Here is a 25,887-nt window from a genome sequence, read left to right as displayed (position 1 = left end):
TTTCGTTCAACCTTTTAATACGAATAAATGCTATGGACCAAATCCTATTCTGGCTGGTTCCAGCCGCTTCTATTATGGCACTTTGTTTTGCCTGGTATTTCCATCGTCAGATGATGAAAGAGAGTGAGGGTACGCCTCAGATGATTAAGATTGCCGCTGCTGTGCGCAAAGGTGCTATGTCTTACCTTCGCCAACAATACAAGATTGTGGGCTGGGTATTTCTGGGGCTGGTTATCCTTTTCTCCATTATGGCATACGGTTTCGGAGTGCAGAACTCCTGGGTGCCGATTGCTTTCCTTACCGGAGGATTCTTTTCCGGACTTTCCGGCTTTTTGGGTATGAAGACGGCCACCTACGCATCGGCTCGCACTGCCAATGCGGCACGCACATCGCTGAATGCCGGACTACGCGTGGCTTTCCGTAGCGGTGCGGTGATGGGACTGGTAGTGGTTGGCCTTGGCTTGCTTGATATATCTTTCTGGTATCTGTTGCTGAATGCTGTAATTCCGGAAGATGTAATGACTCCCACCCATAAACTCTGCATCATTACCACTACCATGCTGACTTTCGGTATGGGCGCTTCCACGCAGGCATTGTTTGCACGCGTAGGTGGCGGTATCTATACAAAAGCTGCCGATGTAGGTGCCGACCTTGTGGGAAAGGTGGAAGCCGGTATTCCCGAAGACGACCCGCGTAATCCTGCCACGATTGCGGATAATGTAGGCGACAATGTAGGCGACGTGGCAGGTATGGGGGCTGATTTGTACGAAAGTTATTGCGGTTCTATCCTTGCTACGGCTGCCCTCGGTGCTGCGGCTTTTATCCACTCGGGTGATACGCTGATGCAGTTCAAGGCCGTAATCGCCCCGATGCTGATTGCAGCCGTCGGAATATTGCTTTCCATTATCGGTATCTTCTCCGTGCGTACCAAAGAGAATGCGAAGATGAAGGACTTGCTGAACTCACTGGCTTTCGGTACTAATCTCAGCTCTATTTTGATAGTTGTCGCCACTTTCTTTATCCTGTGGCTGCTGAAGTTGGACAACTGGCTGTGGATTTCCTGCTCCGTGATAGTGGGTTTGATAGTAGGTATCATCATCGGGCGGTCTACGGAGTACTATACTTCCCAATCCTACCGTCCTACCCAAAAGCTGAGTGAAAGCGGAAAGACCGGTCCGGCGACAGTCATAATTTCCGGTATAGGCTTGGGAATGCTTTCTACGGCTATTCCGGTGATTGCCGTGGTGATAGGTATCATTGCTTCTTATCTCTTTGCTTCGGGCTTCGACTTCTCTAATGTGGGTCTGGGGCTCTATGGTATTGGCATTGCCGCAGTAGGTATGCTTTCTACATTGGGCATCACGCTTGCTACAGATGCTTACGGACCGATAGCTGACAACGCGGGTGGCAATGCGGAAATGTCCGGTCTGGGTGAAGAGGTGCGTAAGCGTACCGATGCGCTTGACTCCTTGGGCAATACTACAGCCGCTACGGGCAAAGGCTTTGCCATCGGTTCCGCCGCTTTGACGGGATTGGCTTTGCTGGCCTCTTATGTCGAGGAAATCCGTATCGGGCTGACCCGCCTCGGGACTACCGAACTGTCGCTTCCTCATGGCGATGCCGTGGCTCTTCAAGATGCCACTTTCTTCGACTTTATGCATCACTACGATGTGACGCTGATGAATCCGAAAGTTCTTTCCGGTATGTTTCTGGGCTCGATGATGGCATTTCTTTTCTGTGGATTGACGATGAATGCGGTAGGGCGTGCAGCGGCCCATATGGTAGACGAAGTGCGCCGCCAGTTCCGCGAAATCAAGGGAATCCTTACGGGAGAAACGGAGCCTGATTATGAGCGTTGTGTGGCAATCTCGACGAAAGGGGCGCAACGCGAGATGGTGATTCCGTCACTGATAGCTATCATTGCTCCGATTGCGACGGGACTTATTTTCGGTGTTCCCGGTGTGCTCGGCCTGCTGATTGGCGGATTGAGCAGTGGTTTCGTGCTTGCCATCTTCATGGCAAATGCCGGTGGTGCATGGGATAATGCCAAAAAGTATGTGGAAGAAGGCAACTTTGGCGGCAAAGGCAGTGAAGTCCACAAGGCTACAGTCGTGGGTGACACCGTAGGAGACCCGTTCAAGGACACATCCGGTCCGAGCTTGAATATCCTAATCAAGCTGATGAGCATGGTAGCCATTGTGATGGCAGGGCTTACGGTTGCGTGGAGTCTGTTCTAGAAAGAGTTTTTCCCCGTATCCCACCAAAGGCGGGTGGCGCCGTTATCTGCGCCACCCAGTTTTTCCGTGAGGGTGGCGTATTGTGCCGGGTCGGCAGTGGCAGCGTCCGTCGAGAACGGAAGGCGGCGGATCATGATATCCGTATCAATCACTTTTCCGGTGTTGTTTTGGACCTTGAAAAGTTTGGGGTATCCGGTACGGCGTTGCTCAGCCCATGCCTCATAACTTTCGGGCCAGCATGCCAGCCACTTCTGGGTAATAATCTTTTCGAGTTTCGTCTCTATGTCTGCATCTTCTTCCCATTTGGGGGATATGGTAATCAAGGCTTTCATGTCCTTGCCTACCTTGCCGCCCGAGACTACATCTTTATAATCGGCAGGGGTTTTGTCGCTTTCCAGATATTCGGAGGCACCAGCACAGTCCCACTGTGTAAATGAAGTACTTACCCCGTATTCATAGCATGTGCGGGGATTCTCTTTGGTATAGCCACGGAGGGCTGCTTCGGCCCTGAGCAGCCAGACTTCTGCCGCACTCATCAATACGGCTCCGGTCTTTTCGCCGATGGTACTTGTGTTGAGGGAAGAGCAAAAACTGTAAATGTTGGCGTCACCGTCTTTCATGGGTAACCCGATGGGAATGCCTAACAACTGTTTTTGATAACCTTCGAGAAGGGCGGTGTTATACCATTTCTTGCCACGCGGGTCCTCATAACCGTTGACAATGGATTCCATCGAGGCATTCATGTAGACTTCACCCCAACCGGCAACGGCACACAAAGGATTGATATAGTTCTTGCCCATTACAGCGATGGTTTCCCTTGCACCTTCCAGTACACCTTGATTGTCATTCAGTGCTTTGGTTGCTTGGTCTTTGGCAAGTGTTGCATCTACATTGGAGATGCGCATGGCAAGGCGCAAACGTAGTGAGTTGGCAAACTTTAACCACTCCTTCAAGGTCTTGCCGTTGGTCAGCATATCATACTCTTTGAATTTGTTGTTGTCACCGCCCTCGTCCAGGTATTCCCTTATCAATTGCTGCCCTTCGTCCAGGTCTGCAAAGAAGCGTGTATAGGCTTCTTGCTGTCCGTAAACCCGGGGTGTCTCACCCAGTTGATGGTAGACCAGCGGACCGTATGTATCGGCAATGCGGTGCATCAGTTCCACTTTCAAAATTTCGGTAATGCCGAGGTAGCCTTTCAAGTTGTCATTGCCATAAAAGTTCTTTTCTGCCTTCTGCACCTCCGTGTAGACATATCCGTAAGTACATTGCCATGCGGCATTGGTCCAGCCTGAGTTCAGGTTGTAGCAGGCGTTGGATTTCATGAATTTAGGAATAGGGTCCATGAAGTAGCCGGAGAACATGTCATGGTTCAGGGATTGTGTCATCTGCCATACCCAATTTAAGCCAACAGAACCTATATTGAAGTAGATACCCGACTGTATGGGTTCGAATGGAGCAGTTAGGTTCTGGAAATCTATTTCCTTTTTGTCGTCCGAGAAACCTCCCTTGATTTCGTTGTCGTTCTCAAAACCGCCGGTGCAAGCTGCAAGCAGCAATATGCTATGGCAGAAAAGGAATATGATGCACTTGTTTTTCATAAGGTATTCATTTTAAAAGGTTAATCTTAGGTTAAAGCCGATATTCCGGGTAGTAGGCATGCCAAACACGTCTACTCCTTGATTGTTGTTGCCTACGGACATTACTGCATCGGGGTCGAACGGTGCTTCCTTCTTTAAGAAACACAAGTTGCGCGCTGCCAATGATACGTCGATTCCCTTTATGAATCTACTGTTTTCCAGTATCGTTTTCGGGAAAGAATAGCTCAGTGATACTTCACGGAGTCTGATGCAGGTTGCGTCGTACATATAATATTCGGAGATGGCATTTCTGCCGCCTACTGCGCTGTAAAATGCTCTCGGGTCGTTGAACTTCTGTCCCTGGTATTCTACATATCCCCGGGTGCGGGCATCTTCGGTGACTTTGGTCACGCCGTTGGCATCCAACTCAGACTGTGTCAGTGACATGACTTCGCCGCCAAAGCGGAAATCTATCAGGAAATAGAGCTCCAGGTTCTTGTAGGTAAGTGTGTTGCTCCATCCCATGGTGAAGTCTGGATTGGCATTCCCAAGCAAATCCTTGTTTCCGGTATTTCCTAAAGGCCTTTTGCTGGTTTCATCAACCATGATGCTGCCATCCTCGTTACGGCGGAAAGCATTTCCATAAATATCCCCCAGGCTGCCTCCTTCTTTGACGCGCATCTGATAGCCTGCGTTGAAACCTTCTTCGTAGTAGGAAAATTCTGGATAGTCAGGATGCAGGGTCACTACTTTGTTCTTGTTGGCGGACATGTTGATGAGACTCTTCCACGAAAAGTTTCTGTATAGTAGCGGAGTGGCGTCTACCGTCAGCTCAAAACCCTGGTTACGTATTTTTCCGGCATTGACATACCGGTATTTATAGGTGGAGCCCGTAGGATTGTCCATTCTCAACAACTGGTTCTTGGTATTGGTCTGATACCAAGTGAAGTCTATCCCGAAGCGGTGATGGAAGAAGCGCCATTCTGTACCGAATTCGATGGAGCTGCTGATTTCCGGTTTTAGGTCACCGCGCTGTTCTACGGTATTTACATTGATACTGCCGCCTACCATGATGATGTCTACCGGATTGGTGATTCCTATCGGGAGGTCATTACCGACTTCCGCCCATGAAGCGCGCACTTTTGCAAAACTTATCCATTTGGGCAGGGAGCAGGTTTTGTTAAGAATCCAGGTAGCTCCTATGGAGGGATAGAAGAATCCGGTATTCTTGCTGTCTGTGTGGGCTAATGTGGATGACCAGTCGTTACGTGCGGTAATGTCCAAGTATAGTAGTCCTTTCCAGCCCCACTGCATGGTGGCAAATACTGATTGGAGCGTGCGTTTGCTGTCGATGCTCTGATTTACGGCTGCTTTGGAGTCCATCACTACATTGGGGACGGTAAATACATTCGGTTTGTAGAGGGAAGCAAGCCTTGAGTCTATCGTCAGTGAATTGACTTTACTCATGTTGATGCTGGCTCCCAGTGCCGTATTGAGGGAAAAGTCATCAAATTCCTTGTTGAACAAGACCATTGCGTCACCGTAGACTTGGATTTCCTGGCTGTCCGACCAGATGTAACGTCCGTTTTCCTTGTCCTCGTATTTGCCGGCGATGTTGGGAGCTGTAGTGGCATACATCTTATTGTCGAATTTATCACTGATATAATCCACATTACCCCGTACCTGCAGGCTGAAGTAGTCCGTAATGTGCAGATTGGCTCTGGCCGATGCCACAGCGCGATAACGCTTGTAGCCACTGAGCACGCGGTTTTTCAGCCAGTAGGGATTCTGTCCCCATTCACTGACGGTACCATCTCCATTCTTTTCAATCCAGTTTTGTGTCATCATATTGCGGTCGGCATTCCACGTTTCAAAGTTTTCTCTGTAAGTGCTCATGTCTACGCCACGTGGGAAACTGTACAAGCTGACCAGCGGATTCAGATAATAGCCGCCGGTAGCAGGGGAGTTCTTGACGGTTTGGGTCATTAGTGTTGCAATGCCGTCCAGTTTCAGCTTGTTGTTGAAGAGGCTGGCCGTTTCGTGTAGGTTCAGGTTATTCTTCTGTAGTTTGTTATTGTCCACAATTCCTTTAGCCGTGGTGTTGGCGTATGAGAAATAAGTTTGTACCTTTTCATTTCCGGTAGTGATAGCCAGCGAATTGAAAGTGGTGATGCCATTGCTGAAGAACTCGCCTATGTTGTCATAGTCCGTTACATTGCCTTTTGTACCCCAGCTTGCCGTACCGCCATCTTCGTTCCGGCCGTATGTATTTTGGAATTCGGGGGTACTGATGGCGTGACTTACGGTCAGGTTGGAGGAGAATGTAACGCGCTGCAGTCCGGCCTTTCCCTTTTTAGTGGTGATCAGAATGACGCCATTAGCTGCCTGCGAACCATAAAGCGCGGCGGCAGAAGAACCTTTCAGGATGTTGATGCTTTCTATGTCGTCCGGATTCAAGTTGGAAATCCCGTCACCGGCATCACGGTTCAATCCATCGTAGTTACCGCCGATTACGGTGGAGGTGGATTCTGTTGAGCTGTTCAGCATAGGAACACCGTCAATTACGTACAAGGGCTGGTTGTTGCCGCTGGCAAATGCAGAGCGTGTACCGCGAATGACGACTTTGGCAGAACCTCCTAAATTGGCGGTTTTATTGATTTGTACTCCGGCCGTCTTTCCTGCCAGTGTATTAATCATGTTCGGCTCTTTGGCACGGGTCAGCTCATTGCTGCTTATCTGTTGGGTAGAATAGGTCAATGAGGACATTTTCTTCTGGATACCCATGGCGGTTACCACTACTTGCTCCAGGGCGAGGTTCTTTTCTTCCATCCGGATGTGGAGATTATTTCTACCGTTCAGGGCAATGGTTTGCGGCTCATAACTGATGTAGGATACGACAATAGTGGCATAAGGAGGGATATTCATACTAAATTCTCCTTCGGTATTGGTGATAACACCATTGGCGGTCCCTTTTTCAAGAATGTTGGCACCGATAATCGGTTCGCCTTTGGAGTCCGTCACCTTTCCTCTTACAGTAGCCATTTCCTGCAGAGTGTCTGTCTTATCCTCAGCACTCCTGCTGTTTTTGGTTAAAACGATGTTTTTGCCTTCCATCACATACTTGATGTCTGTCCCTTTGAACATTTGGTCAAGTACTTCGGAAACAGTTTGGTTGCTTGCATTGATGTCGACGGTACGGCGTACATCGACGTTCTGTTTGTTATATACAAATAAGTATTCTGTTTGCGATTCAATTTGCTCGAGAACTTGCCCTACCCTCAGCCGGGCATTTTGAATGCTGACCCTGGCATTCTGAGAGTAGCAGTTCCCGCTGTACACCTGAAATATAACAAGCAGGAGAAGGAATAATGTGATTTTCATAGGTTTGCAATAATTGCTTAAAATCTAATTTTTTTAGATAAAAAAGCCTCATCAACAAAATTTTTCTCATATCTTTGTCACTGTGTTAAGTTAATAAATTGATTAAGGTCGATTTTTGACTGTTTCGGATCGGAAAGTATGGGGGTACTTTCCGATCTTTTTTTCTTACTCATATATAACAATTGAATCCTTTTCTTCGTTGATGCGGAACTTGAAAGGATGGTCTTTCGAGATGGTCCGCAGTATATGTTCGATGCCGTCCTGCTCTCTGAACTTGCCGGTAAAGCTGCCGTAGTTCAGCAGTTGAGGACTGGCAACGGTTATCTTTACATTATAGTATTTCTCCAGTCTACCGAGGATACCGCTGAATGGAGCGTCGTCAAAACAGTATAGTCCCTCTTTCCAGCGTAGATATTCATAGGAAGGAAGGACGGCCTTTCTACATTTTCCGTTTTCATTGAGAAATACCTCGTCTTTCTGCAACCTGGTGATTATCTGGCTGCTGTTGGCCGGATAGATATCGACGATACCTTCCACCAATGTGGTTCCGAACTCATGGCTCCCACTGTAGGCACAGACGTTGAAACTCGTTCCTACAACTTTTACCTTGTTCGTTTCTGTATGTACATAGAATGGGATATTCTTGTTTTTGGCTACTTCAAAGTAGGCCTCTCCGTCCAATTCCACATTTCGTTCGTTGCGTCCGAAGTTGGCGGCATATTTCATGGTGGACTTGGAGTTCAGCCATACGCGTGTTCCATCGGCAAGGATAATTTGGGCCCGTTGTCCGGCAGGCACAGTGACTGTTTGCAACTGCACCTCCTTGTTATATAAAAAGTCGGAGGTGATGAAATAACCGGCAATGGCGACAATGGTGACGGCGGCTATACGGGCCGCCCAGCGGAGCATCGGCATGATGTGCACCGTTTTCTTTTCATTGTTTCCCTGCTTGTCCGAGAACAAGGAAATGTCGTATATCATGCGCTCTTTCAGGAAGATGTCCCGGTTTTCATCCGAGGCGTCTATCCAGTCGAGTATCATCTTTTCTTCTTCAACGGAAGTAATACCTTTGAAATATTTATATAATAGCTCTTGGTTCATTGTCAATAATTTATTTCTTTTCTAAAACGTGCTCTTTTTACCTTTTGTATATATAACCGGAAAGTGGGCGGTAACCCTATTCCGTAGAAGCATTTTTTAGGATATTAATATTATGAGTATGGTAACAAGATAATCTTTCAGTCTCAGCCGGAGAATCCGCAGCACTTTGGTGATGTGTGCCTCTACGGTTTTAAGTGATATGTCCAGACTATCGGCAATCTGCTTGTTTGCCAGGTTCTGGTATCGGCTCAACATGAATATCTTCCGGCTTTGCTCGGGCATTTCCTGTAAGGTCTTATTTACGATATGCTGTATTTCCGTGTTGAATATCTGGTCCGGTTCGCAGGCTTTCAAGGTGGAGATGCGTAAGTCCAGTTCGCGCAGGTTGTGGCTGCTGATGGTTTCTTCCGCTCGCAGACGCACCTGCTTGTGCTCGAGTACGTGCAGGGCTTTGTTCTTTATGATGGTCAGCAGCAGGGCATGCAGGTTACTGTTTTCTTCCCAGCGGTCTCGGTTTTCCCATAAGGCAATCATGGATTCCATCACAACGTCTTCCGCTTCTGCTTTATCCCTGAGATAAGAATAAGCAAAAGCCAAAAACTTTTCTTGGTTTTCCTGGAAAAAGCGTGAGAAAAGATTCATAGTATGTAGGCTCCTTAAACCGGACATTAATTGAGGTTCTTTATGGAATATAAGGCTTTACATAGCAAAAAAACATAATCTTTTTGGAATATGCAAGCATTATGCCTTGTTTTTTCAGAGCCATTTCTGGCAGTATTGACAAAAAGAAAGCCTGATGGGGTTCCACCAGGCTTTATATACTTAAAGAATAAGAAATTTCTTATTTCTTTTCCGGTCTTTCTTGTCTTTCCGGTCTCGGAAGCAATACTTTGCGTGACAGCTTAAATTTTCCGGTCTTCGGGTCGATGTCGAGAAGTTTTACGTCAATTTCATCACCTTCCTTGATACCGGCTTCTTCTACTGTTTCCAGACGTTTCCAGTCGATTTCGGAGATATGGAGCAAGCCGTCCTTACCCGGCAGGAATTCAACGAATGCACCGTAAGGCATAATGGAGCGTACCTTGCCTTTGTAGACTTCGCCTACTTCGGGGACAGCTACAATCCCTTTGATGATACGCATAGCATCATCAATGCTCTTCTTGTTGGTACCGGCGATTTCGATTCTACCGATGTTGTCCACTTCTTCAATAGTAATGGTAGCACCGGTTTCTTCCTGCATACCTTGGATAATCTTTCCACCAGGGCCGATGACAGCACCGATGAATTCCTTGGGAATGGTCATTGTCTCGATACGCGGAGCGTGAGGTTTCAGGTCTTCGCGAGGCTCGGCAATGCACTCGGTGATTTTGCCCAAGATATATTCACGGCCTTCTTTAGCCTGCAGCAATGCCTTTTCGAGGATTTCGTATGACAGACCGTCCACTTTGATGTCCATCTGAGTGGCGGTGATACCGTCTTTTGTTCCGGTCACCTTGAAGTCCATGTCGCCCAAGTGGTCCTCATCACCGAGGATATCGGACAATACGGCATATTTGTCTTCGCCTGCATTCTTAATCAATCCCATGGCGATACCTGATACCGGTTTCTTGATTTTCACACCTGCATCCATCAATGCCAGAGTTCCGGCACATACGGTAGCCATGGAAGAAGAACCGTTTGATTCGAGGATATCGGATACCACGCGTACTACATACGGATAGTTTGCAGGAATCTGACCCTTCAATGCACGCCATGCCAGATGGCCGTGGCCGATTTCACGACGGCCTACACCGCGCTGTGCCTTGGCTTCGCCCGTAGAGAACGGAGGGAAGTTGTAGTGCAGAAGGAAACGTTCTTTTCCGTGTTCCAATACGTCGTCGATAATCTTCTCGTCCAACTTGGTGCCTAAAGTCACAGTAGACAAAGACTGTGTTTCGCCACGTGTAAAGATAGCGGAACCGTGAGGGCCGGGCAGGTAGCTGGTCTCACACCAGATAGGACGGATTTCGGTCGTCTTACGTCCGTCAAGGCGCTTGCCTTCGTCCAGAATGGAACGGCGCATCGCCTCTTTTTCCACATCGTGATAGTAACGGTCGATGAGGGCTGCCTTTTCTTCCAGTTCTTCTTCGGAGAACTGTGCCTTGAATTCTTCGCGGATGGCATCGAAAGCATCCATGCGTTCGTGCTTGTTCTTGTTTCCGGAAGCGGCAATGGCATAAGCCTTGTCGTAGCAAGCGTCGTGAACGGCCTTACGGAGTTCTTCGTCGTTCACTTCGTGGCAATATTCGCGTTTCACGGTAGAGCCTACTTCTTCTGCCAGTTCCATCTGTGCCTTGCACTGAATCTTAATGGCTTCGTGTGCGGCCTTCATCGCTTCCAGCAAGTCCTGCTCGGAAACCTCGTCCATTTCGCCTTCCACCATCATGATGTTTTCGTAAGTGGCGCCCACCATCAAGTCCATATCGGCTTGTTCTAGTTGTTCGAAGGTAGGGTTGATGACGAATTGTCCGTTGATGCGTGCTACGCGTACTTCGGAAATAGGTCCGTTGAAGGGGATATCTGAAACTGCAAGTGCGGCAGAAGCTGCGAGTCCGGCCAGAGCGTCGGGCATATCTACGCCGTCTGCTGAGAAAAGAATGATGTTTACGTATACCTCTGCATGGAAATTATCAGGGAATAAGGGGCGGAGAGCACGGTCAACGAGGCGGCAAGTGAGGATTTCGTAGTCAGAAGCGCGTCCTTCGCGCTTTGTGAAACCGCCGGGGAAACGTCCGAATGCGGAGAATTTTTCTTTGTACTCTACCTGTAATGGCATGAAATCTGTTCCGGGAACTGCGTCCTTGGCGGCACAAACAGTAGCTAAAAGCATGGTGTTGCCCATACGAAGCATTACAGAACCGTCTGCCTGTTTTGCCAGCTTTCCCGTTTCGAGCGTGATGGTTCTGCCATCAGGAAGCTCGATCGTCTTAACAATTGGGTTAATCATAAAAAATGTTTTATATCTAATTTTCTTTCAAAATTCGTGCAAAGATACATAATTTATTCATGTAAAATGGTGGGAATGAGATAAAAAGTTTGTATTTAGTTGTTTTTTGCAGTTTTCTATATGGAAGAACGAGGGAAAATGCTTTGACTGAACTTGAAAAGAAGTATATTTGCAGGCACGTTTGCAAAACAAAACTGAAGATACGATATGAAGAAAATCTTTTTTATGGCACTTGCTGCAATAGCATTGGGTGCATGTAATTCCGAACCGAAATTCAAAGTAGAGGGTGAAGTGTCTGGTGCCGACGGCAAGATGCTTTATTTGGAAGCCTCGGCATTGGAAGGTATTGTTCCTTTGGATTCTGTAAAACTGGAAGGGGATGGCTCTTTCCACTTCAAGCAGGTACGTCCGGTGTCTCCGGAATTTTACCGTCTGCGGGTAGACGACAAGGTTATTAATTTCTCGGTAGATTCGACGGAAACGGTTTTGGTAAAGGCACCTTATACCGATTTCGCCACTGCCTATACAGTGGAAGGTTCTCCGAATAGCTCGAAGATAAAGGACTTGACGCTGAAGCAGATGAAGCTTCAGGATAATGTGAATGCATTGCTGCAGTCGGTGCAGGCACATAAGATAGGTGCCGATGTTTTTGAGGACAGTCTTGCCTCTTTATTGAAGAACTATAAGGATGAAGTGAAAATCAGCTATATTTTTGCCGCTCCCAATACGGCTGCTGCCTATTTCGCCTTGTTCCAGAAGTTGAATAATTATTTGATTTTCGACCCTCTGAACAATAAGGAAGACATTAAGTGTTTTGCAGCCGTGGCAACCAGCCTGAACAATTATTATCCGGATGCCGACCGCTCCAAGAACCTCTACAATATTGTGATAAAGGGAATGAAGAATACCCGTACTCCGCAGCAGAAGGTGGTGGAAATCCCCGAAGAGGCAATTTCCGAAACCGGCATCATCGACATTAACCTGCGTGACATGAAGGGCAATACACGTAAGTTGAGCGAACTGAAGGGCAAGGCTGTTATTGTGGACTTCACTGTTTATCAGAGTGCCGTTTCTGCTACACATAATTATATGTTGCGCGACTTGTACGACAAGTATGCCGCCCAGGGATTGGAAATCTATCAGGTTTCTCTGGATGCAGACGAGCACTATTGGAAAACAACTGCCGACAATCTGCCTTGGATTTGTGTGCGCGACGGCAATGGAATTTATTCGTCTATAGCGGCTTCTTATAATGTGAAGAATGTGCCTTCTGTGTTCCTGGTCAACAAGAACAATGAGTTGAGTGCCCGTGGAGAGAGCATTAAAGACCTGGAGGCGGCAGTGAAAGCATTGCTGTAACATGTTATAAATAAGAAGTTTTCGTTTAAATATGTTACAAAGCAGCCTTTTATGCTTGACACGCATTGTATAAAAGGCTATCTTTGCAAAGGAAAATCGGAAAGAGGGTTCCAGCATGCTGACCATGTTGGAATTCTTTTTTGTTTATAGTACCATTAAAAACTAACATAACATTTAAGGAGGAAAAAGTATGGCTTATATGTCAGAAGACGGCTACAAGAAATTGATGGCCGAATTGAAACACCTGGAGACGGTGGAACGTCCCAAAATATCGGCTGCCATTGCCGAAGCGCGTGACAAAGGTGATTTGTCGGAAAATGCAGAGTATGACGCTGCCAAGGAAGCTCAAGGTATGCTTGAGATGAAAATTAACAACTTGAAGCTGACCATTGCCGACGCTAAGATTATTGATGAGTCGAAGTTGAAAACCGATTCTGTACAGATTCTCAATAAGGTAGAGCTTAAGAACGTGAAGAATGGCATGAAGATGGTTTATACTATCGTTTCCGAAAGTGAAGCCAATCTGAAGGAAGGAAAGATTTCCGTCAATACTCCGATTGCACAAGGTCTGCTTGGCAAGAAAGTAGGTGACATCGCAGAAATTAAAGTTCCGCAGGGCATGATTAACCTGGAAGTAGTGAACATATCCTTTTAAAGGAAGGCAGGTCCGCATACGGGCTTGCCTTATTTTATAATTTATAGCTATGGCAACAATATTCAGTAGAATTATCGCAGGTGAAATACCTTGCTACAAGGTGGCGGAGGATGACAGATTCTTTGCGTTCCTTGACATCAATCCGTTGGTAAAAGGTCATACATTGGTCATTCCCAAGCAGGAAGTGGATTATATCTTCGATTTGAACGATGAGGATTTGGCGGCGATGCATGTTTTCGCCAAGAGAGTGGCACTTGCCATCGGCAAGGCCTTTCCGTGTAGAAAGGTAGGAGAAGCGGTATTGGGGCTGGAAGTGCCTCATGCGCACATACATTTGATTCCTATGCAGAACGAAAAAGATATGCTTTTCTCCAATCCCAAACTGAAACTGACGGACGAAGAATTCAAGGCTGTGGCAGAAGCTATCCGTGCAGTGCTTTAATCGGTTTATTTTCCTCCCCTAAATAAACGGAAGCGGGAGTTGGACTTCATCCAGCTCCCGCTATTTTTTTGCCTTCGGCACCTATCCTTTAATTTTTAATTTAAATGTATTCCTCTCCCAGTTTTATCTGGGCATCATTCACATATTTGCGGATGGTATGTTCTTCATCTTTCTTGCAAATCAGTAATACATTGTCCGACTCGGCTATGAGATAACCTTCCAAACCGTCGATAACTGCAAGTTTGTTGTCGGGCAGCACCACGATATTGTCTTTGCTATTATAGATGAGGGATTTACATTTTAAGGCTACATTGCCTGCTTCATCTTTGGGAGACAAATCATACAAAGACCCCCAGGTTCCTAAATCAGACCAGCCGAAATCGCCTAATGACACATATACATTGTCTGCCTTTTCCATGATGCCGAAGTCTATGGAGACATTGGGGCAAGCAGGGAAGTTCTCATCAATGAATTGTTTCTCTTGGACTGTTCCATACACATCTTTGCCGGGGGCCAGTTTGGAAGTCAGCTCGGGCAGCAGGGCTTCGTTTGCCTTGATGATGGTATTTACGTTCCACATGAACAGACCAGAGTTCCAATAGAATTCTCCACTTTCCACGAATACTTTTGCCAGTTCCAGTTCGGGCTTTTCAGTGAAGGTTTTTACCTTGTAGAAATTATCACCGGCGGCTTCGGCTATTTGTATATAGCCATATCCGGTTTCCGGACGGTTGGGCTTGATGCCGAGTGTCAGCAGATTGTCCGATTGGGAAACGAAGTCCAGCCCTTTTTCGATAGCTGCCAGAAATTCGCCTTCCTTCAGGATTAAGTGGTCCGAAGGAGCTACCACTATATTGGCGTTCGGATTCAAGGCGCGGATATGATAGGAAGCCCACGCAATGCAGGGGGCTGTATTCCTGCGTGTCGGCTCCAGTAGAATCTGTTCGGGTTTAAGTTCGGGAAGCTGTTCTTTTACAAGGTCGGCATACAAGTCATTTGTTACGATAAGTATATTTTCCATGGGGATTACCTGCTTGAAGCGGTCGAAGGTTTGCTGCAGCAAGGAACGTCCTGTACCGAAGAAATCCAGAAACTGTTTTGGAAGTGTCTTGCGGCTGAATGGCCAGAAACGGCTGCCGATTCCTCCGCCCATAATTACACAGAAATTATCCTTATTGGTTACCATGCTATTGATTTTAAAAGTTTCTGCTAATGTACTGCATATTTTACAAACAAGGAATGATTCAAGCAGGTTTTATCGTTTTTTTCGCCTTTTTTTAGGAAAAGTATTGCAGGTTTAGAAAAAAGCTGTATCTTTGCACCGCATTTGAGAAGTCAAACATGCCCAGATGGCGGAATCGGTAGACGCGCTGGTCTCAAACACCAGTGGATTCACTTCCATCCCGGTTCGACCCCGGGTCTGGGTACGAAATAAAGAAGCGGGGAAAGTTTTAATGCTTTTCCCGCTTTCTTTTTATACTTATCTTTTATGCCCTTTGCTCATGGGAACAGATATCTGGCAAGAGATAGAAGTACTGAATCAAGAATTTGTGAGGCTTGGTATCAGTCAGTCGGTAGACTATGAAAAGTACTACCTCTATTCGCTTATTACCCATTCTACTGCTATTGAGGGCTCTACACTTACCGAATTGGATACCCAGTTGCTTTTTGATGAGGGGGTAACAGCCAAAGGAAAGCCGTTGGTCTATCATCTGATGAATGAGGATTTGAAGAAGGCATACGAACTCGCCAAAGAAGAAAGTGCACAAAATGCGGAAATTACGCCTGTTTTCTTACAAAAATTGAATGCTGCTCTAATGCGTACTACTGGGAGTGTATATAATGTAATGGGCGGTTCTTTTGATTCTTCTAAAGGTGAATTTCGTTTGTGCGGCGTTACTGCTGGGGTGGGCGGGTGTTCTTATATGAGCTATCCTAAAGTTCCCGCTAAAGTAGAAGAACTTTGTTCTATATTGAGAGAAAAGCAAAAGAATATGGAAACATTTCGGGAACGATATGAATTGAGTTTCAATGCTCATCTCAATTTGGTAACCGTTCATCCGTGGGTAGATGGCAATGGGAGAACGGCTCGTTTGTTGATGAACTATATCCAGTTCTGCCATCATCTTTTTCCGACGAAAATCTTTAAAGAAGATAGGGGCGACTATATTCTTTCTTTGCGGCAGTCGCAAGAAGATGAGAACAGTCAGCCTTTCTTGGACTTTATGGCAGCGCAGCTGAAAAAATCATTTGCGTCAGAGATTGAGAAATACAATACTGGACGTAAAAAAGGTTTTAATCTCATGTTTTGAAAAGCGACGATTCCTTCCTGATAAGCTCATATAGGCATTAGCTGATTGTGCTGTATCATCCTTTTGTATTGGGTTATTCTCAAAATATTCTCTTCTCGGCATTAAATACAAAATAATGGGTGTAAAATGCAAATTTATTTCGTAGATACTGTTTTCGCATTTATTTTTTTCTAAATTTGCAGTAGCTGGAATCTTATCTAACTATTTAATTATTAAATGTTTGCCAATTATGACAAAACATGTTCCTCTTTTTTTACCTCTCGGAAGTATTCGGTTACTGACGATATTCTTCTCTTTTTGTATAATCTTTGTTCATCCGGCATTGGCTGACAAAATGGCTGAAAGCCCCGAACTTTTCGATACTGCTTTCACCTTGCAGGAAAGGCTTGATATTCCCGACGGGTTTGTTCAAAGAGAGATGGTCTATATTTCCATTCTTTTAGGTACATTGGTGCTGTGCCTCTTCTTTTTCTTCATGCAGAGGCGGATGAAGAAATTGAGGGAAAGGGACCGGGAGAGGTATCTGCAACTGTTGGAAGGCATTCTTGATAATCTTCCCATTGCGGCAAAAGTGAAGGATGTGAATGATGGGATGCGCTATACTTTTTGGAATAAAAAGGCAGAGGAACTCTTTGAATGTTCGGCCAGAGAGGCTATAGGCAAGACGGATTTTGAAACAATGCCAGAGGCTGCGGCTTTAATTAGGAAGGAGGATGAAGAGTTGGTCAAGACGGGGATTCCACAAGAAGGTATACGACGTTTTTTTACCAAGAAGAACGAGGAGCGGTTTACCTTCCAGAACAATAATTTTATAAAGCTTTCTGATGGTCGCAAGTGGATTGTTTATACTGCTTGGGACATTACTGATTTGAAAATCATGGAGCGCAAACTACGTCTGGCCAAAGAGGAGGCTGAGGAGTCCAACCGGATAAAATCGGCTTTCCTGGCCAATATGAGTCATGAGATACGTACTCCGCTCAATGCAATAGTTGGTTTTTCGAGTATTTTGGCCACGGAAGTGTCTGAGGAAGAACGGGTGGAGTATCTCGATATTATAGAGCGGAATAATGAACTGCTGTTGCAGCTCATCAATGACATTCTGGATTTGTCGAAGATAGAAGCCGGTACATTGGAGTATGTCTATGCTAACGTGGATATCAATAAAATGGTGTCCGAGATAGAGCAGGCTACAAGTATCAGGCTGACCAATAAAGACGTGCGTCTGGTCACGGTTACGCCATTGCCCGGTTTGCTGCTGTATACCGATCAGCGCAGAATTACTCAGGTATTCAATAACTTCATCAGTAATGCGCTGAAGTTTACTGCTGCCGGTAGCATTACCATTGGTTACGGAATGCCCGAAAATAGCTATATCCGTTTTTATGTCACCGATACCGGGACGGGGATATCATCTGAGAATGCGCAGGGGATTTTTAACCGCTTTGTGAAGCTGGATTCCTTTAAGCAAGGTACCGGACTGGGACTGGCCATTTCGCAAAACATTGTGAAGGAACTGAAAGGAGAGATAGGGGTGGAGTCACAGTTGAGCAAGGGCTCCACTTTCTGGTTCACGTTGCCTTTTTATAAGATGGACGCGCACCGTTCTATCTTTCCTTGATGCTGCAAGCTCAATCCAATGAAGGGACATCGATTGTCTGGCTTTCCTCGTTCCAGTTGTCAAGGGTGAATTCTCCGGATGATTCTTCGGAAAAGATGTCTCCCAGAGTGAGGGTCAGGGTCAGTTTGGAGTTTGCTTCCAAAGGTCCGTTCAATGTTTGCTTGAAACTTTTCACGTTTCCATTTTTCAGTATGATGCTCATCTGGAATTCCGGTTTCCCGAAAGAAGGGAAGAGCATGACGGTGGCGTTGCTCATTTGTGTACCGTCGACGGAACGGACCAGAGGGAAGGCTACTGTGCGTGGGCTTCCTTGAGGAGCGGCGGTGTAGAAATTCAGTTCTCCAGCAATATTGGTGATGCGCACCACCATGCTGTCGATGCTCGAACTGAGGATGCCGTTGTTCTTGTCCTTGATGATTACTTTCAGTCCGGTCACTACCCGTTTGAGGGATGCTTTCAGGTCCTCACTTCCAATGTTGGCAGGCTGGACGGCGTGTACCAGGTCGAATACCGGATAATAGGTTGTGTCCGCTTCCATTTTGAATAGGGAGAAGTGTTGCCGGGACATGTCTTCGCCTAAGATGTAGACCGGGTCCCTCATGAGAGGATGTGCATAAATCGGCTCCTCGTATTTAGGGGTTCCCCAATAAATCATGTTATAGAGACCTGCGGGTAAGGATAACTCTCGATTGACGCCATCGTTATAGAAAGCTCCGTCTTTAACTTGGTAGTAACCGTAAAAAGGTGTCAGCTTCCGGTTTATGTAGTTTCCATAATAAATAGAGGTGCCCGCCTTGCAGGGCATGATGGTCAGTATGCCGGTCAGCGGGCTTTGTCCGCTTTCTGTGGACACGTCCATCAAAAGTCGTGGTGATACCAACTCACTGCTTTTTTCTATCTGGGGCGGATTGTCATCGGCGCAGCTTGCCACGATTGCGGCAAGTACTGCAAATACTACTAATTTTTTCATTATCTGTTAAGCTTTAGGTTGTTCTTCCTTGAGAACGTTTTTAGAAAGAAATGGTTCTTTGTACTCCGGAGAAAGTATATTGGGGATGGAAAAGTGAGGTGAAACCAATTCCGGTATTGAGGGGAATGGGAAGAATAGCCCCTCTTCAAAAGGCTTAGAGAAGGGATGGAAAACAAATTATACCTTTTTTAGTAACATTTTAGAAGCCTTGATTAACGAAATCATATACTCTTCGTAACAATTTCTCGACATTCTTTTCTTGTTCCTCCATACATTTGCATCCGAGTTCTTTGGTATTAATTGAAGAACACAATGAATCTTTGATATTAACCATTAAATAATGTACAATGAGAAAAACATTCTTGGAAAAGTGCATAAATCTGCGTTTATGCCGTGTTGCATTGGTACTTTTGTTTCTTGTACCTGCAATCAGTAGCCTGCAGGCTAATCCTTCTCAAAACAAGACCATTTCGGGTGTTGTGACATCGGCTACGGATAGTGAGCCGTTGATAGGTGTCAGCGTGCAGGTGAGAGAAACCGCTACGGGTGGAATTACCGACATTGATGGCCGGTATTCGGTAAGTGCCCAACAAGGACAGACACTGGTGTTTTCTTACATCGGTTATCAATCACAGGAAATCAAGGTAGGTACTTCTTCCGTCATCAATGTGGTGCTGAAGGAGGACACGGAAATGTTGGATGAAGTGGTTGTAGTGGGCTATGGTGTCCAGAAGAAGAAATTGGTGACGGGTGCCACTGTTCAGGTGAAGGGTGACGAAATAGCCAAGATGAATACAACCAATCCCTTGCAGGCTATGCAGGGACAGACACCGGGTGTAAGTATTGCTTCGACTTCCGGTCAACCGGGTGCTGACATGAAAGTGAGTATCCGTGGTCTTGGTACCGTGGGAAATAGTGCTCCTCTTTATCTGATTGATGGTGTGGGTGGTGATATTTCTACTTTGAATCCTGCCGATATTGAAAGTATAGATGTACTGAAAGATGCGGCTAGTGCGGCTATCTACGGTTCGGCCGGTGCTAATGGTGTAGTGCTTATTACTACCAAGCAAGGGCGCGAAGGTAAAGCGCAGATTAGTTTCGATGCTTATTATGGAATACAGAATGTAGCTCGTAAGGCTAATATGCTGAATGCAAAAGAGTATATGGCCATTATGGATGAGCAGGCTTTGAATAGCGGACTTTCGGCTTACGATTGGAGCCAATACCAGTCTATTTACGATGCCAATGGCAATGTGTATGATACGGATTGGGTAGATACTATGTTCAAAGATAATGCCACAACGGAGAGCTATACGCTGGGTGTCACTGGTGGAAGCGCAACTTCCACTTATGCCCTTTCGTTAGGATATATGAGTCAGGAAGGTATTGTCGGCGGTTCGGATGTGTCTAACTATTCGCGTTACAATTTCCGTGTGAACAGCGAGCACAAACTTTTCAAGGATATTTTGAAAGTGGGCGAGCAGGTGAGTTTTGTATATAAGATGAATAACGGTATCAGTGTAGGCAACCAATATAATAATACCTTACGCGGTGCATTCGGAACATCGCCTATCGCTCCTGTCTATAGCGATAATAATCTTTATGATTCGCCTTACAATGACACCAGTACCAGTGACTGGAATAAAGGTGATGGAAACCCTTATGGTTTAATGATGACCGACAGCAACAATGAGAACAAAACGGCTACTTTTTCCGGTAATGTTTATGCTGAATTGCAGCCTGTCAAGAATTTGAAGATAAAGTCTGTATTCGGTGTGGTTTATGGTTCCAGCGAATACCGTAGTTTCAAGCCTCTCTACAAGTTCAGCCAATATATATATAATGAAGAACGTACTACCGTATCTCAAAATGCCAATCACTCTTTGGGTATGACATGGACCAATACGGCTTCTTATGACTGGACTATGGGAGAACATTCGTTCAACGCCTTGCTGGGTATGGAAGCCTATCGTTACGAGGGCACTTATATCGAAGCTAAAAATGGTATGTTGAAAGAAGGTTTTGATGATTGGGAGCATGCTTTTGTGGGCAACGGAACGGCCTCCGATTCGACCAACGGCTTGGGTGCCAGTGGCAATCCGCATACCGAGAGCCGCAAGGTGTCCTATTTCGGCCGATTGGGTTGGAACTGGAAAGAAACTTATATGGTCAATGCTACTTTGCGTGCAGACGGTTCGAGCAACTTTGCCAAAGGCAACCGTTTTGGTTACTTCCCTTCGGTATCGGCAGGATGGACCATTACTAACGAAAAATTCATGGAAAGTACGCAAAACTGGCTCGACTTCCTGAAAATACGTGCCAGCTGGGGACAAGTGGGTAATGCCAACATTGACGCATTCCAATATCTGGCTCCTATCAAGAGTACCAATACACACTATCTTTTCGGCAGCGGTTACGGCGACTCGGATGCTGCGGCACAGCTCGGAACCAACTGGGGAGCTTACCCTAGTCGTCTGGCTAATGCTGACATCAAGTGGGAGACTTCACAGCAGACCAATATCGGTCTTGATGCCCGATTCCTCAACAGTCGCCTGGGTGTTAATTTCGATTTCTACATTAAAGATACTAAAGACTGGCTCGTGGTGGCTCCTATTCTTGCTACTGCCGGAGCAGGTGCTCCTTATATTAATGGCGGTGGAGTGAAAAACACCGGTGTGGAACTCAATCTTACTTGGAATGACCAAATAGGCAAAGACTTTAGTTACAATATCGGTATCAACGGTGCCTACAATAAGAATAAGGTCGGAGAGATTCCTAACGACGATGGTATCATTCATGGCTCTACCAACCAGTTGTATGACAATACTCCTGAATTCTATCGTGCCGAGAATGGTAAGCCTATCGGTTATTTCTATGGTTTCAAGACAGCAGGCATATTCCAAAACAATCAAGAAATAGAGGATTGGATTAAGGCTGGTAACGGTGTGCTGCAAGCTGACGTACAACCAGGTGACGTGAAGTTTGTGGACATCAACCATGACGGACGGGTGAACGAGCTTGACAAGACCGATCTTGGTAACGGTATTCCTGATTTCACTATGGGCTTCAATCTCGGTTTCAACTGGAAAGGACTTGATTTCTCTGTAGTGGCCAACGGTGCTTTCGGACAGCAGATTGTCCAGAGCTATCGTAACCATACCTCCAAGCAAGCCAATTATACTACTGCAATTTTAGGACGTTGGACAGGAGAGGGAACCAGCAATCGCATACCTCGTGTCACAGACCAGAATCTCAACTGGCAGTTCTCAGACCTCTATGTGCAGGATGGTGATTACCTGCGAATCAGTAACATTACTTTGGGCTACGACTTTGCCAAGCTACTGAGATGTAAGGTCATCAGCCAGTGCCGTATCTATGCTCAGGTACAGAATGCGTTCACATTTACCAAATATGACGGCATGGATCCGGAAATAGGTTATGGTCCCGAAGGAGATAACGGACAAGGTTGGGTATCGGGCGTTGATTTAGGTTATTACCCCCGTCCCCGTACCGTATTGTTTGGTGTTAACTTGAAATTTTAAAATATAGACTGATATGAAGAAAAACAAAAATATATTTATGGCAAGTGTCCTGCTCCTGAGTTTGGGACTGGCTTCGTGTACCGACAGTTTTCTCGATGTTACGTCGAAGACTGAATCTTCAACCGGTACATTCTATAAGACTGAAAAAGATGCTTATCGTGCTCTGATAGGTTGTTATGATGGTTGGCGCCAGACTTCATCAGCCATGATGGTAGGGTTTTATATGGCTTCCGAGGTGATGAGTGCCGAGTGTTTTGGCGCTACCGGAAATGCCGATGGACGTGGCTATCAGGCCATTGACCGTTTTGACATCTCCCAATCGCCGGCTGACCTCAACCTATACGAAGGTGACTGGAAAAATTATTATGCGGGCGTCTATCGTTGCAACGAGCTGATAGCTCATGAAGAGCAGATTGTATGGAATGAATCGGATAGCAAACGTGGTATCTATATGGGCGAATGTCGTACGTTGCGTGCATTGCTTTATCTGGATATGGTTCGTTTATGGGGGAATATCCCACTCTTTCTGGAACCGATAAACGAAAATCGCGCTCCTTCACCTGCCAAAGAGGTGTTCAGTGCCATATTTACTGACTTAAAATATGCTATCGAGAATATTCCCGGTGACGCTTATCCCAAGGCCGACTATACCAAGAACGACGGACATATTACAAAATATGCCGCCGAGGCTTTGCTGGCACGTGCCTATCTTTTCTATACCGGATATTACGGTGAAGAACCTGTAGAGGTGACTCGTGCCGAAGCTTTGGCTGCTGTAGAAGACGTAATCGCTTCAGGAGAATATGGTTTGGTGCCGCAATTCAAGAATTTATGGCCGGCTTCTTCTGCAAAAGTGGCTGAAAAAGGAGACTATGAAACTTTGAAGGGTACATATGCCGGTGATGGAAACAAGGAAACCATTCTTGCGTTGAAATTTACCGCTACTCAGGATTATAACGGGAATAATGACTCCAACCGTTGGCAGGTGATGTTGGGTATGCGCCAGCTTAATGCTGCTCCCTATTGCAAGGGATGGGGCGCATTGACGGTAAATCCTGATTTTGTGGAAGCGTTTCCCACTGGTGACCTCCGCCGTTCGGCTTCTATCATTGATTTGGTAGGGGAAGGAATCACCGGTTCGGCCGACTTTACCACCAGTTTTAATGACTGGCGTGAATATACCGGCTATGCTGTGAAGAAGTATGCTCCCCTTTGCTATGCCGATGGAAGCCATGCCGGTAAGCAGGATGGTAGCGGTGACTTCCAGACACAGAACCGCCAAGACTACGTTATTATCCGTTATGCCGACGTATTGTTGATGGCCGCAGAACTGGGTAGCCCCAATGCGCAAACTTATTTCGACCAAGTGCGTAAGCGTGCTTATCAGGTTGATGACAACGGAACAGTATCGGCCAACTATCAAGCTAAGAGTGTGTCTCAACAAGCTATTATGGAAGAACGTCGTCTTGAATTTGCTTTTGAAAGCATTAATTATTGGGATCTCCTGCGTCAAGGTATAGACGTGGCAGCCGAGAAGCTCGCCTTGAATGGTGTCAAGGTGAAGAGTGGAGGCGCTGATGATGCAATAACCATACGGGTCGACCGTGTGAAAGCCACCAAAGGCTTGAGCCAGATTCCTTATAATCAAATTAACCTTTCACAGAGTGTACTTGTGCAGAATCCCGGATGGTGAGTACCATTAATAGAGTAAATAAAAAATAAAAACAATAAGATATGAGACTTAAATCATTCTTTTCCATATTGGCAGGAGCGGCTTTGATATTTTCCGCTTGCTCGCCCGAAGAGTACGAGATGGGGGCAAAAACCTATGTTTCCGATGATTTGGTGGAAGGTATCGCCTATACGGTGACCCCTGATGCCAATGATCCTAATACGATTCATCTGACTTCGCTCATCAAGGGAGCCACTCCCTTGTGGGTCACTCCAAGCGGTCCTTCTCAAAAGACCACTCTTGACTTGGCACTTCCTTTTGCCGGAGAATATAGCGTGACTTTCGGCGCTTCCACACCGGCAGGTCCGGTATATGGCGAACCATATACCTTCAAGGTAGAGACCAATAACTTTGCCATGCTCGAAGACCCTATCTGGGCTAACCTTGCAGGTGGAGTGGGCAAGAGCCGTAAGTGGGTTCCCATTGACAAGAACTTTGGTATTGGCCGTTGTTCGGGACCGGTGATGTACATGAGCCACACTGATGTGAAAAATGATGGAAGCAATATTACCGACCTTATGATTGGTAGCGCCAATTGGGCTCCCAACTGGGATCCGGGTATCCAATCGTGGCTCATTCCGGCAGACGACCCCTATTTCCAGTCGTACATCACTTTCGGCCTGGATGCTGTGAAAGGCTGTACGGTGGAACTTCATCGGGTGGCTGCTTCGGGCACGACGGATGCCACCGGAACTTTCAACTTGAATGTGTCTGACCCGAAACGCCCTGTCATATCTTTCTATGGCGGTACCTATTCATTGCATAACGAGGGTTTTGATGATGTCTGTTCCAACTATACCAACGACATCAAGATTATAGAATGTACTCCTTATCTGCTGCAGGTAGCTACGATGCGTACCAATAGCGAAGGTCCGTGGTGGCTGGTGTGGAACTTCATTTCCGAAGAGGCTTATAATGACCCCAGTATCATACCGACTGAAGATCCGGGTTTGCTTCAGCCTGCCGAAGTACAACAGCCTGCCATTGAAGATTTGGCAACCAAACTGTTCACTACTGAAATCAACGGTGTCACCTATGTGGGCAATGAGGCACGCTTCCTCATCAATGATGAAGAACCTTATGACTGGACATGGTGGAATGGTGGCTCTGCTGCTTGGGAAAGCGTAGTGAAGGGACAGTACGGTTCTTCATGGGCACCTGTGGCCGATGCTTCCATTGCCGACTATGAGCTGGTATTGAGCAGCACGGCCGATGGCTACAAATGGGATGACGGTACCAATGCCGGTAAGCTTGCCATTGAAGACGGCAAATTGAAATTTATGGATGCCGACGGCAATCCGGTTGAGATAACCGTCCTCACCGCTACCGGTGATAAGCGCACGGTGGAAGTGAAGGGAAGCGAGTTTACCGTAATGGCTTGCGATGTCACCAGCTCTTTCCAGATGGGTGTGCCTGCAACGACCAATGACAAGGGAGCCGTGGATTCTTATCTTTGTGCCAACCTCAACTACAAACCTATCGCTACCGGACCTACCGGGCCTACTGAAATCAAGGTAGACAACAGCAAGGTACAAATTCTTTTCGGTGACGGAAATCCCGATCGTTTGCGCTTGCAGTTCTACAATCCTTGGGGCGGTGGTGACGCGGGATGGCCGATCGACATCACGAAGGTGAAGTTGAAAAAGAACCAGACGCTGAAGATACAGTACAAAGTGCTGAGTGGAATCACTTGGAACGAGGGCGCGACTCCTAAGACCGTGATTATGGACAATAACATCGGAAATGCTTGGGAAGATGACTGCTACAACCTGGCTCATGCCGTGGCCTTTGATACTGCCGAAGGAGCTGTACAGACTGTGTCCGTGACCAATACCACCGGTGCCACTGTGACTTACGAAGGAAGCAGTTGTATCTGTATCGGTATCCAGAATAAGGGACTTGCTACTGTGGCTGCCACCGAAGACGGACAGCCGGATGTGAAGGTTGAGATAATTTCGATGACCATTGAATAACC

16 protein-coding genes and 1 tRNA gene are annotated in these 25,887 nt (G+C 46.4%); 10 read left to right on the top strand and 7 right to left on the bottom strand.

What is annotated here, in order from left to right:
* Positions 1 to 32 precede the first annotated feature (32 nt).
* Positions 33 to 2,237 (top strand): sodium-translocating pyrophosphatase, encoded by a 2,205-nt coding sequence (locus DWY55_RS09585; RefSeq protein WP_009037367.1) that lies wholly within the window; start codon positions 33 to 35, stop codon positions 2,235 to 2,237.
* On the opposite strand, the gene DWY55_RS09580 is transcribed toward DWY55_RS09585, so the two are convergent.
* The 5 genes from DWY55_RS09580 to pnp form a co-directional block, all read right to left on the bottom strand.
* Positions 2,234 to 3,835, bottom strand: coding sequence for a SusD/RagB family nutrient-binding outer membrane lipoprotein (locus DWY55_RS09580; RefSeq protein WP_005824376.1), 1,602 nt, complete (start codon positions 3,833 to 3,835; stop codon positions 2,234 to 2,236). The two genes, DWY55_RS09585 and DWY55_RS09580, sit on opposite strands and share 4 nt — an antisense overlap.
* 12 nt (positions 3,836 to 3,847) lie before the next feature.
* A complete protein-coding gene (locus DWY55_RS09575) occupies positions 3,848 to 7,195 on the bottom strand; it encodes a SusC/RagA family TonB-linked outer membrane protein (protein ID WP_117878255.1) in 3,348 nt (1,115 codons plus the stop codon).
* 165 nt (positions 7,196 to 7,360) lie between these two features.
* Positions 7,361 to 8,296 (bottom strand): FecR family protein, encoded by a 936-nt coding sequence (locus DWY55_RS09570; RefSeq protein WP_005824380.1) that lies wholly within the window; start codon positions 8,294 to 8,296, stop codon positions 7,361 to 7,363.
* A 96-nt stretch (positions 8,297 to 8,392) separates the two neighbouring features.
* Positions 8,393 to 8,965, bottom strand: a complete 573-nt coding sequence (locus DWY55_RS09565) for an RNA polymerase sigma-70 factor (protein ID WP_005833682.1) — start codon at positions 8,963 to 8,965, stop codon at positions 8,393 to 8,395.
* Positions 8,966 to 9,137: 172 nt separating this feature from the next.
* Positions 9,138 to 11,282, bottom strand: a complete 2,145-nt coding sequence (gene pnp, locus DWY55_RS09560; protein ID WP_005824386.1) for a polyribonucleotide nucleotidyltransferase — start codon at positions 11,280 to 11,282, stop codon at positions 9,138 to 9,140.
* A gap of 207 nt (positions 11,283 to 11,489) precedes the next feature.
* Between pnp and DWY55_RS09555 the strand changes: the two genes are divergently transcribed.
* From DWY55_RS09555 to DWY55_RS09545, 3 genes are all read left to right on the top strand, one after another.
* Entirely contained in the window at positions 11,490 to 12,641 is a 1,152-nt protein-coding gene (locus DWY55_RS09555; RefSeq protein WP_005824390.1) for a thioredoxin-like domain-containing protein, read from the top strand.
* Between the two features lie 190 nt (positions 12,642 to 12,831).
* Positions 12,832 to 13,296, top strand: coding sequence for a transcription elongation factor GreA (greA, locus tag DWY55_RS09550; protein WP_005824394.1), 465 nt, complete (start codon positions 12,832 to 12,834; stop codon positions 13,294 to 13,296).
* Between the two features lie 49 nt (positions 13,297 to 13,345).
* The gene (locus DWY55_RS09545; RefSeq protein ID WP_005824396.1) at positions 13,346 to 13,738 is read left to right on the top strand and encodes an HIT family protein; all 393 of its coding nucleotides are present in this window, start codon (positions 13,346 to 13,348) and stop codon (positions 13,736 to 13,738) included.
* Positions 13,739 to 13,838: 100 nt separating this feature from the next.
* On the opposite strand, the gene DWY55_RS09540 is transcribed toward DWY55_RS09545, so the two are convergent.
* Positions 13,839 to 14,924, bottom strand: coding sequence for a mannose-1-phosphate guanylyltransferase (locus DWY55_RS09540; protein ID WP_005824399.1), 1,086 nt, complete (start codon positions 14,922 to 14,924; stop codon positions 13,839 to 13,841).
* Between the two features lie 157 nt (positions 14,925 to 15,081).
* On the opposite strand from DWY55_RS09540, the gene DWY55_RS09535 reads away from it, so the two are divergent.
* The 3 genes from DWY55_RS09535 (at position 15,082) to DWY55_RS09525 (ending at position 17,668) form a co-directional block, all read left to right on the top strand.
* Positions 15,082 to 15,165 (top strand) — tRNA-Leu (locus tag DWY55_RS09535).
* A gap of 75 nt (positions 15,166 to 15,240) precedes the next feature.
* Positions 15,241 to 16,050 (top strand): Fic family protein, encoded by an 810-nt coding sequence (locus tag DWY55_RS09530; protein WP_034525383.1) that lies wholly within the window; start codon positions 15,241 to 15,243, stop codon positions 16,048 to 16,050.
* Positions 16,051 to 16,279: 229 nt separating this feature from the next.
* A complete protein-coding gene (locus DWY55_RS09525; protein ID WP_005824402.1) occupies positions 16,280 to 17,668 on the top strand; it encodes a PAS domain-containing protein in 1,389 nt (462 codons plus the stop codon).
* 10 nt (positions 17,669 to 17,678) lie between these two features.
* Here DWY55_RS09525 and DWY55_RS09520 read toward each other — a convergent pair whose 3' ends face one another.
* Positions 17,679 to 18,638, bottom strand: a complete 960-nt coding sequence (locus DWY55_RS09520) for a FimB/Mfa2 family fimbrial subunit (RefSeq protein ID WP_005833650.1) — start codon at positions 18,636 to 18,638, stop codon at positions 17,679 to 17,681.
* 347 nt (positions 18,639 to 18,985) lie between these two features.
* Between DWY55_RS09520 and DWY55_RS09515 the strand changes: the two genes are divergently transcribed.
* From DWY55_RS09515 to DWY55_RS09505, 3 genes are read left to right on the top strand one after another with little or no spacing between them, the layout of a single operon-like run.
* Positions 18,986 to 22,180, top strand: coding sequence for a SusC/RagA family TonB-linked outer membrane protein (locus tag DWY55_RS09515; RefSeq protein ID WP_005824407.1), 3,195 nt, complete (start codon positions 18,986 to 18,988; stop codon positions 22,178 to 22,180).
* Positions 22,181 to 22,193: 13 nt separating this feature from the next.
* Positions 22,194 to 23,873: a RagB/SusD family nutrient uptake outer membrane protein gene (locus tag DWY55_RS09510; protein ID WP_117680860.1), complete on the top strand. Its 1,680-nt coding sequence runs from the start codon at positions 22,194 to 22,196 to the stop codon at positions 23,871 to 23,873.
* 41 nt (positions 23,874 to 23,914) lie between these two features.
* Positions 23,915 to 25,885, top strand: coding sequence for a hypothetical protein (locus DWY55_RS09505; protein ID WP_005824411.1), 1,971 nt, complete (start codon positions 23,915 to 23,917; stop codon positions 25,883 to 25,885).
* Positions 25,886 to 25,887 lie beyond the last annotated feature (2 nt).

The organism is Bacteroides sp. AF25-38AC (genome assembly GCF_003602995.1).
GTDB lineage: Bacteria > Bacteroidota > Bacteroidia > Bacteroidales > Bacteroidaceae > Bacteroides > Bacteroides uniformis.
This window is presented reverse-complemented; position numbering and strand designations above follow the sequence as displayed.

Coding starts and splice junctions, on each gene's coding strand:
- DWY55_RS09540 (WP_005824399.1), bottom strand. CDS start 14,924: ATGGTAACCAATAAGGATAATTTCTGTGTAATTATGGGCGGAGGAATC.
- DWY55_RS09505 (WP_005824411.1), top strand. CDS start 23,915: ATGAGACTTAAATCATTCTTTTCCATATTGGCAGGAGCGGCTTTGATA.
- DWY55_RS09575 (WP_117878255.1), bottom strand. CDS start 7,195: ATGAAAATCACATTATTCCTTCTCCTGCTTGTTATATTTCAGGTGTAC.
- DWY55_RS09545 (WP_005824396.1), top strand. CDS start 13,346: ATGGCAACAATATTCAGTAGAATTATCGCAGGTGAAATACCTTGCTAC.
- DWY55_RS09555 (WP_005824390.1), top strand. CDS start 11,490: ATGAAGAAAATCTTTTTTATGGCACTTGCTGCAATAGCATTGGGTGCA.
- DWY55_RS09520 (WP_005833650.1), bottom strand. CDS start 18,638: ATGAAAAAATTAGTAGTATTTGCAGTACTTGCCGCAATCGTGGCAAGC.
- DWY55_RS09510 (WP_117680860.1), top strand. CDS start 22,194: ATGAAGAAAAACAAAAATATATTTATGGCAAGTGTCCTGCTCCTGAGT.
- DWY55_RS09580 (WP_005824376.1), bottom strand. CDS start 3,835: ATGAAAAACAAGTGCATCATATTCCTTTTCTGCCATAGCATATTGCTG.
- DWY55_RS09530 (WP_034525383.1), top strand. CDS start 15,241: ATGGGAACAGATATCTGGCAAGAGATAGAAGTACTGAATCAAGAATTT.
- DWY55_RS09585 (WP_009037367.1), top strand. CDS start 33: ATGGACCAAATCCTATTCTGGCTGGTTCCAGCCGCTTCTATTATGGCA.
- greA (WP_005824394.1), top strand. CDS start 12,832: ATGGCTTATATGTCAGAAGACGGCTACAAGAAATTGATGGCCGAATTG.
- DWY55_RS09525 (WP_005824402.1), top strand. CDS start 16,280: ATGACAAAACATGTTCCTCTTTTTTTACCTCTCGGAAGTATTCGGTTA.
- DWY55_RS09515 (WP_005824407.1), top strand. CDS start 18,986: ATGAGAAAAACATTCTTGGAAAAGTGCATAAATCTGCGTTTATGCCGT.
- pnp (WP_005824386.1), bottom strand. CDS start 11,282: ATGATTAACCCAATTGTTAAGACGATCGAGCTTCCTGATGGCAGAACC.
- DWY55_RS09565 (WP_005833682.1), bottom strand. CDS start 8,965: ATGTCCGGTTTAAGGAGCCTACATACTATGAATCTTTTCTCACGCTTT.
- DWY55_RS09570 (WP_005824380.1), bottom strand. CDS start 8,296: ATGAACCAAGAGCTATTATATAAATATTTCAAAGGTATTACTTCCGTT.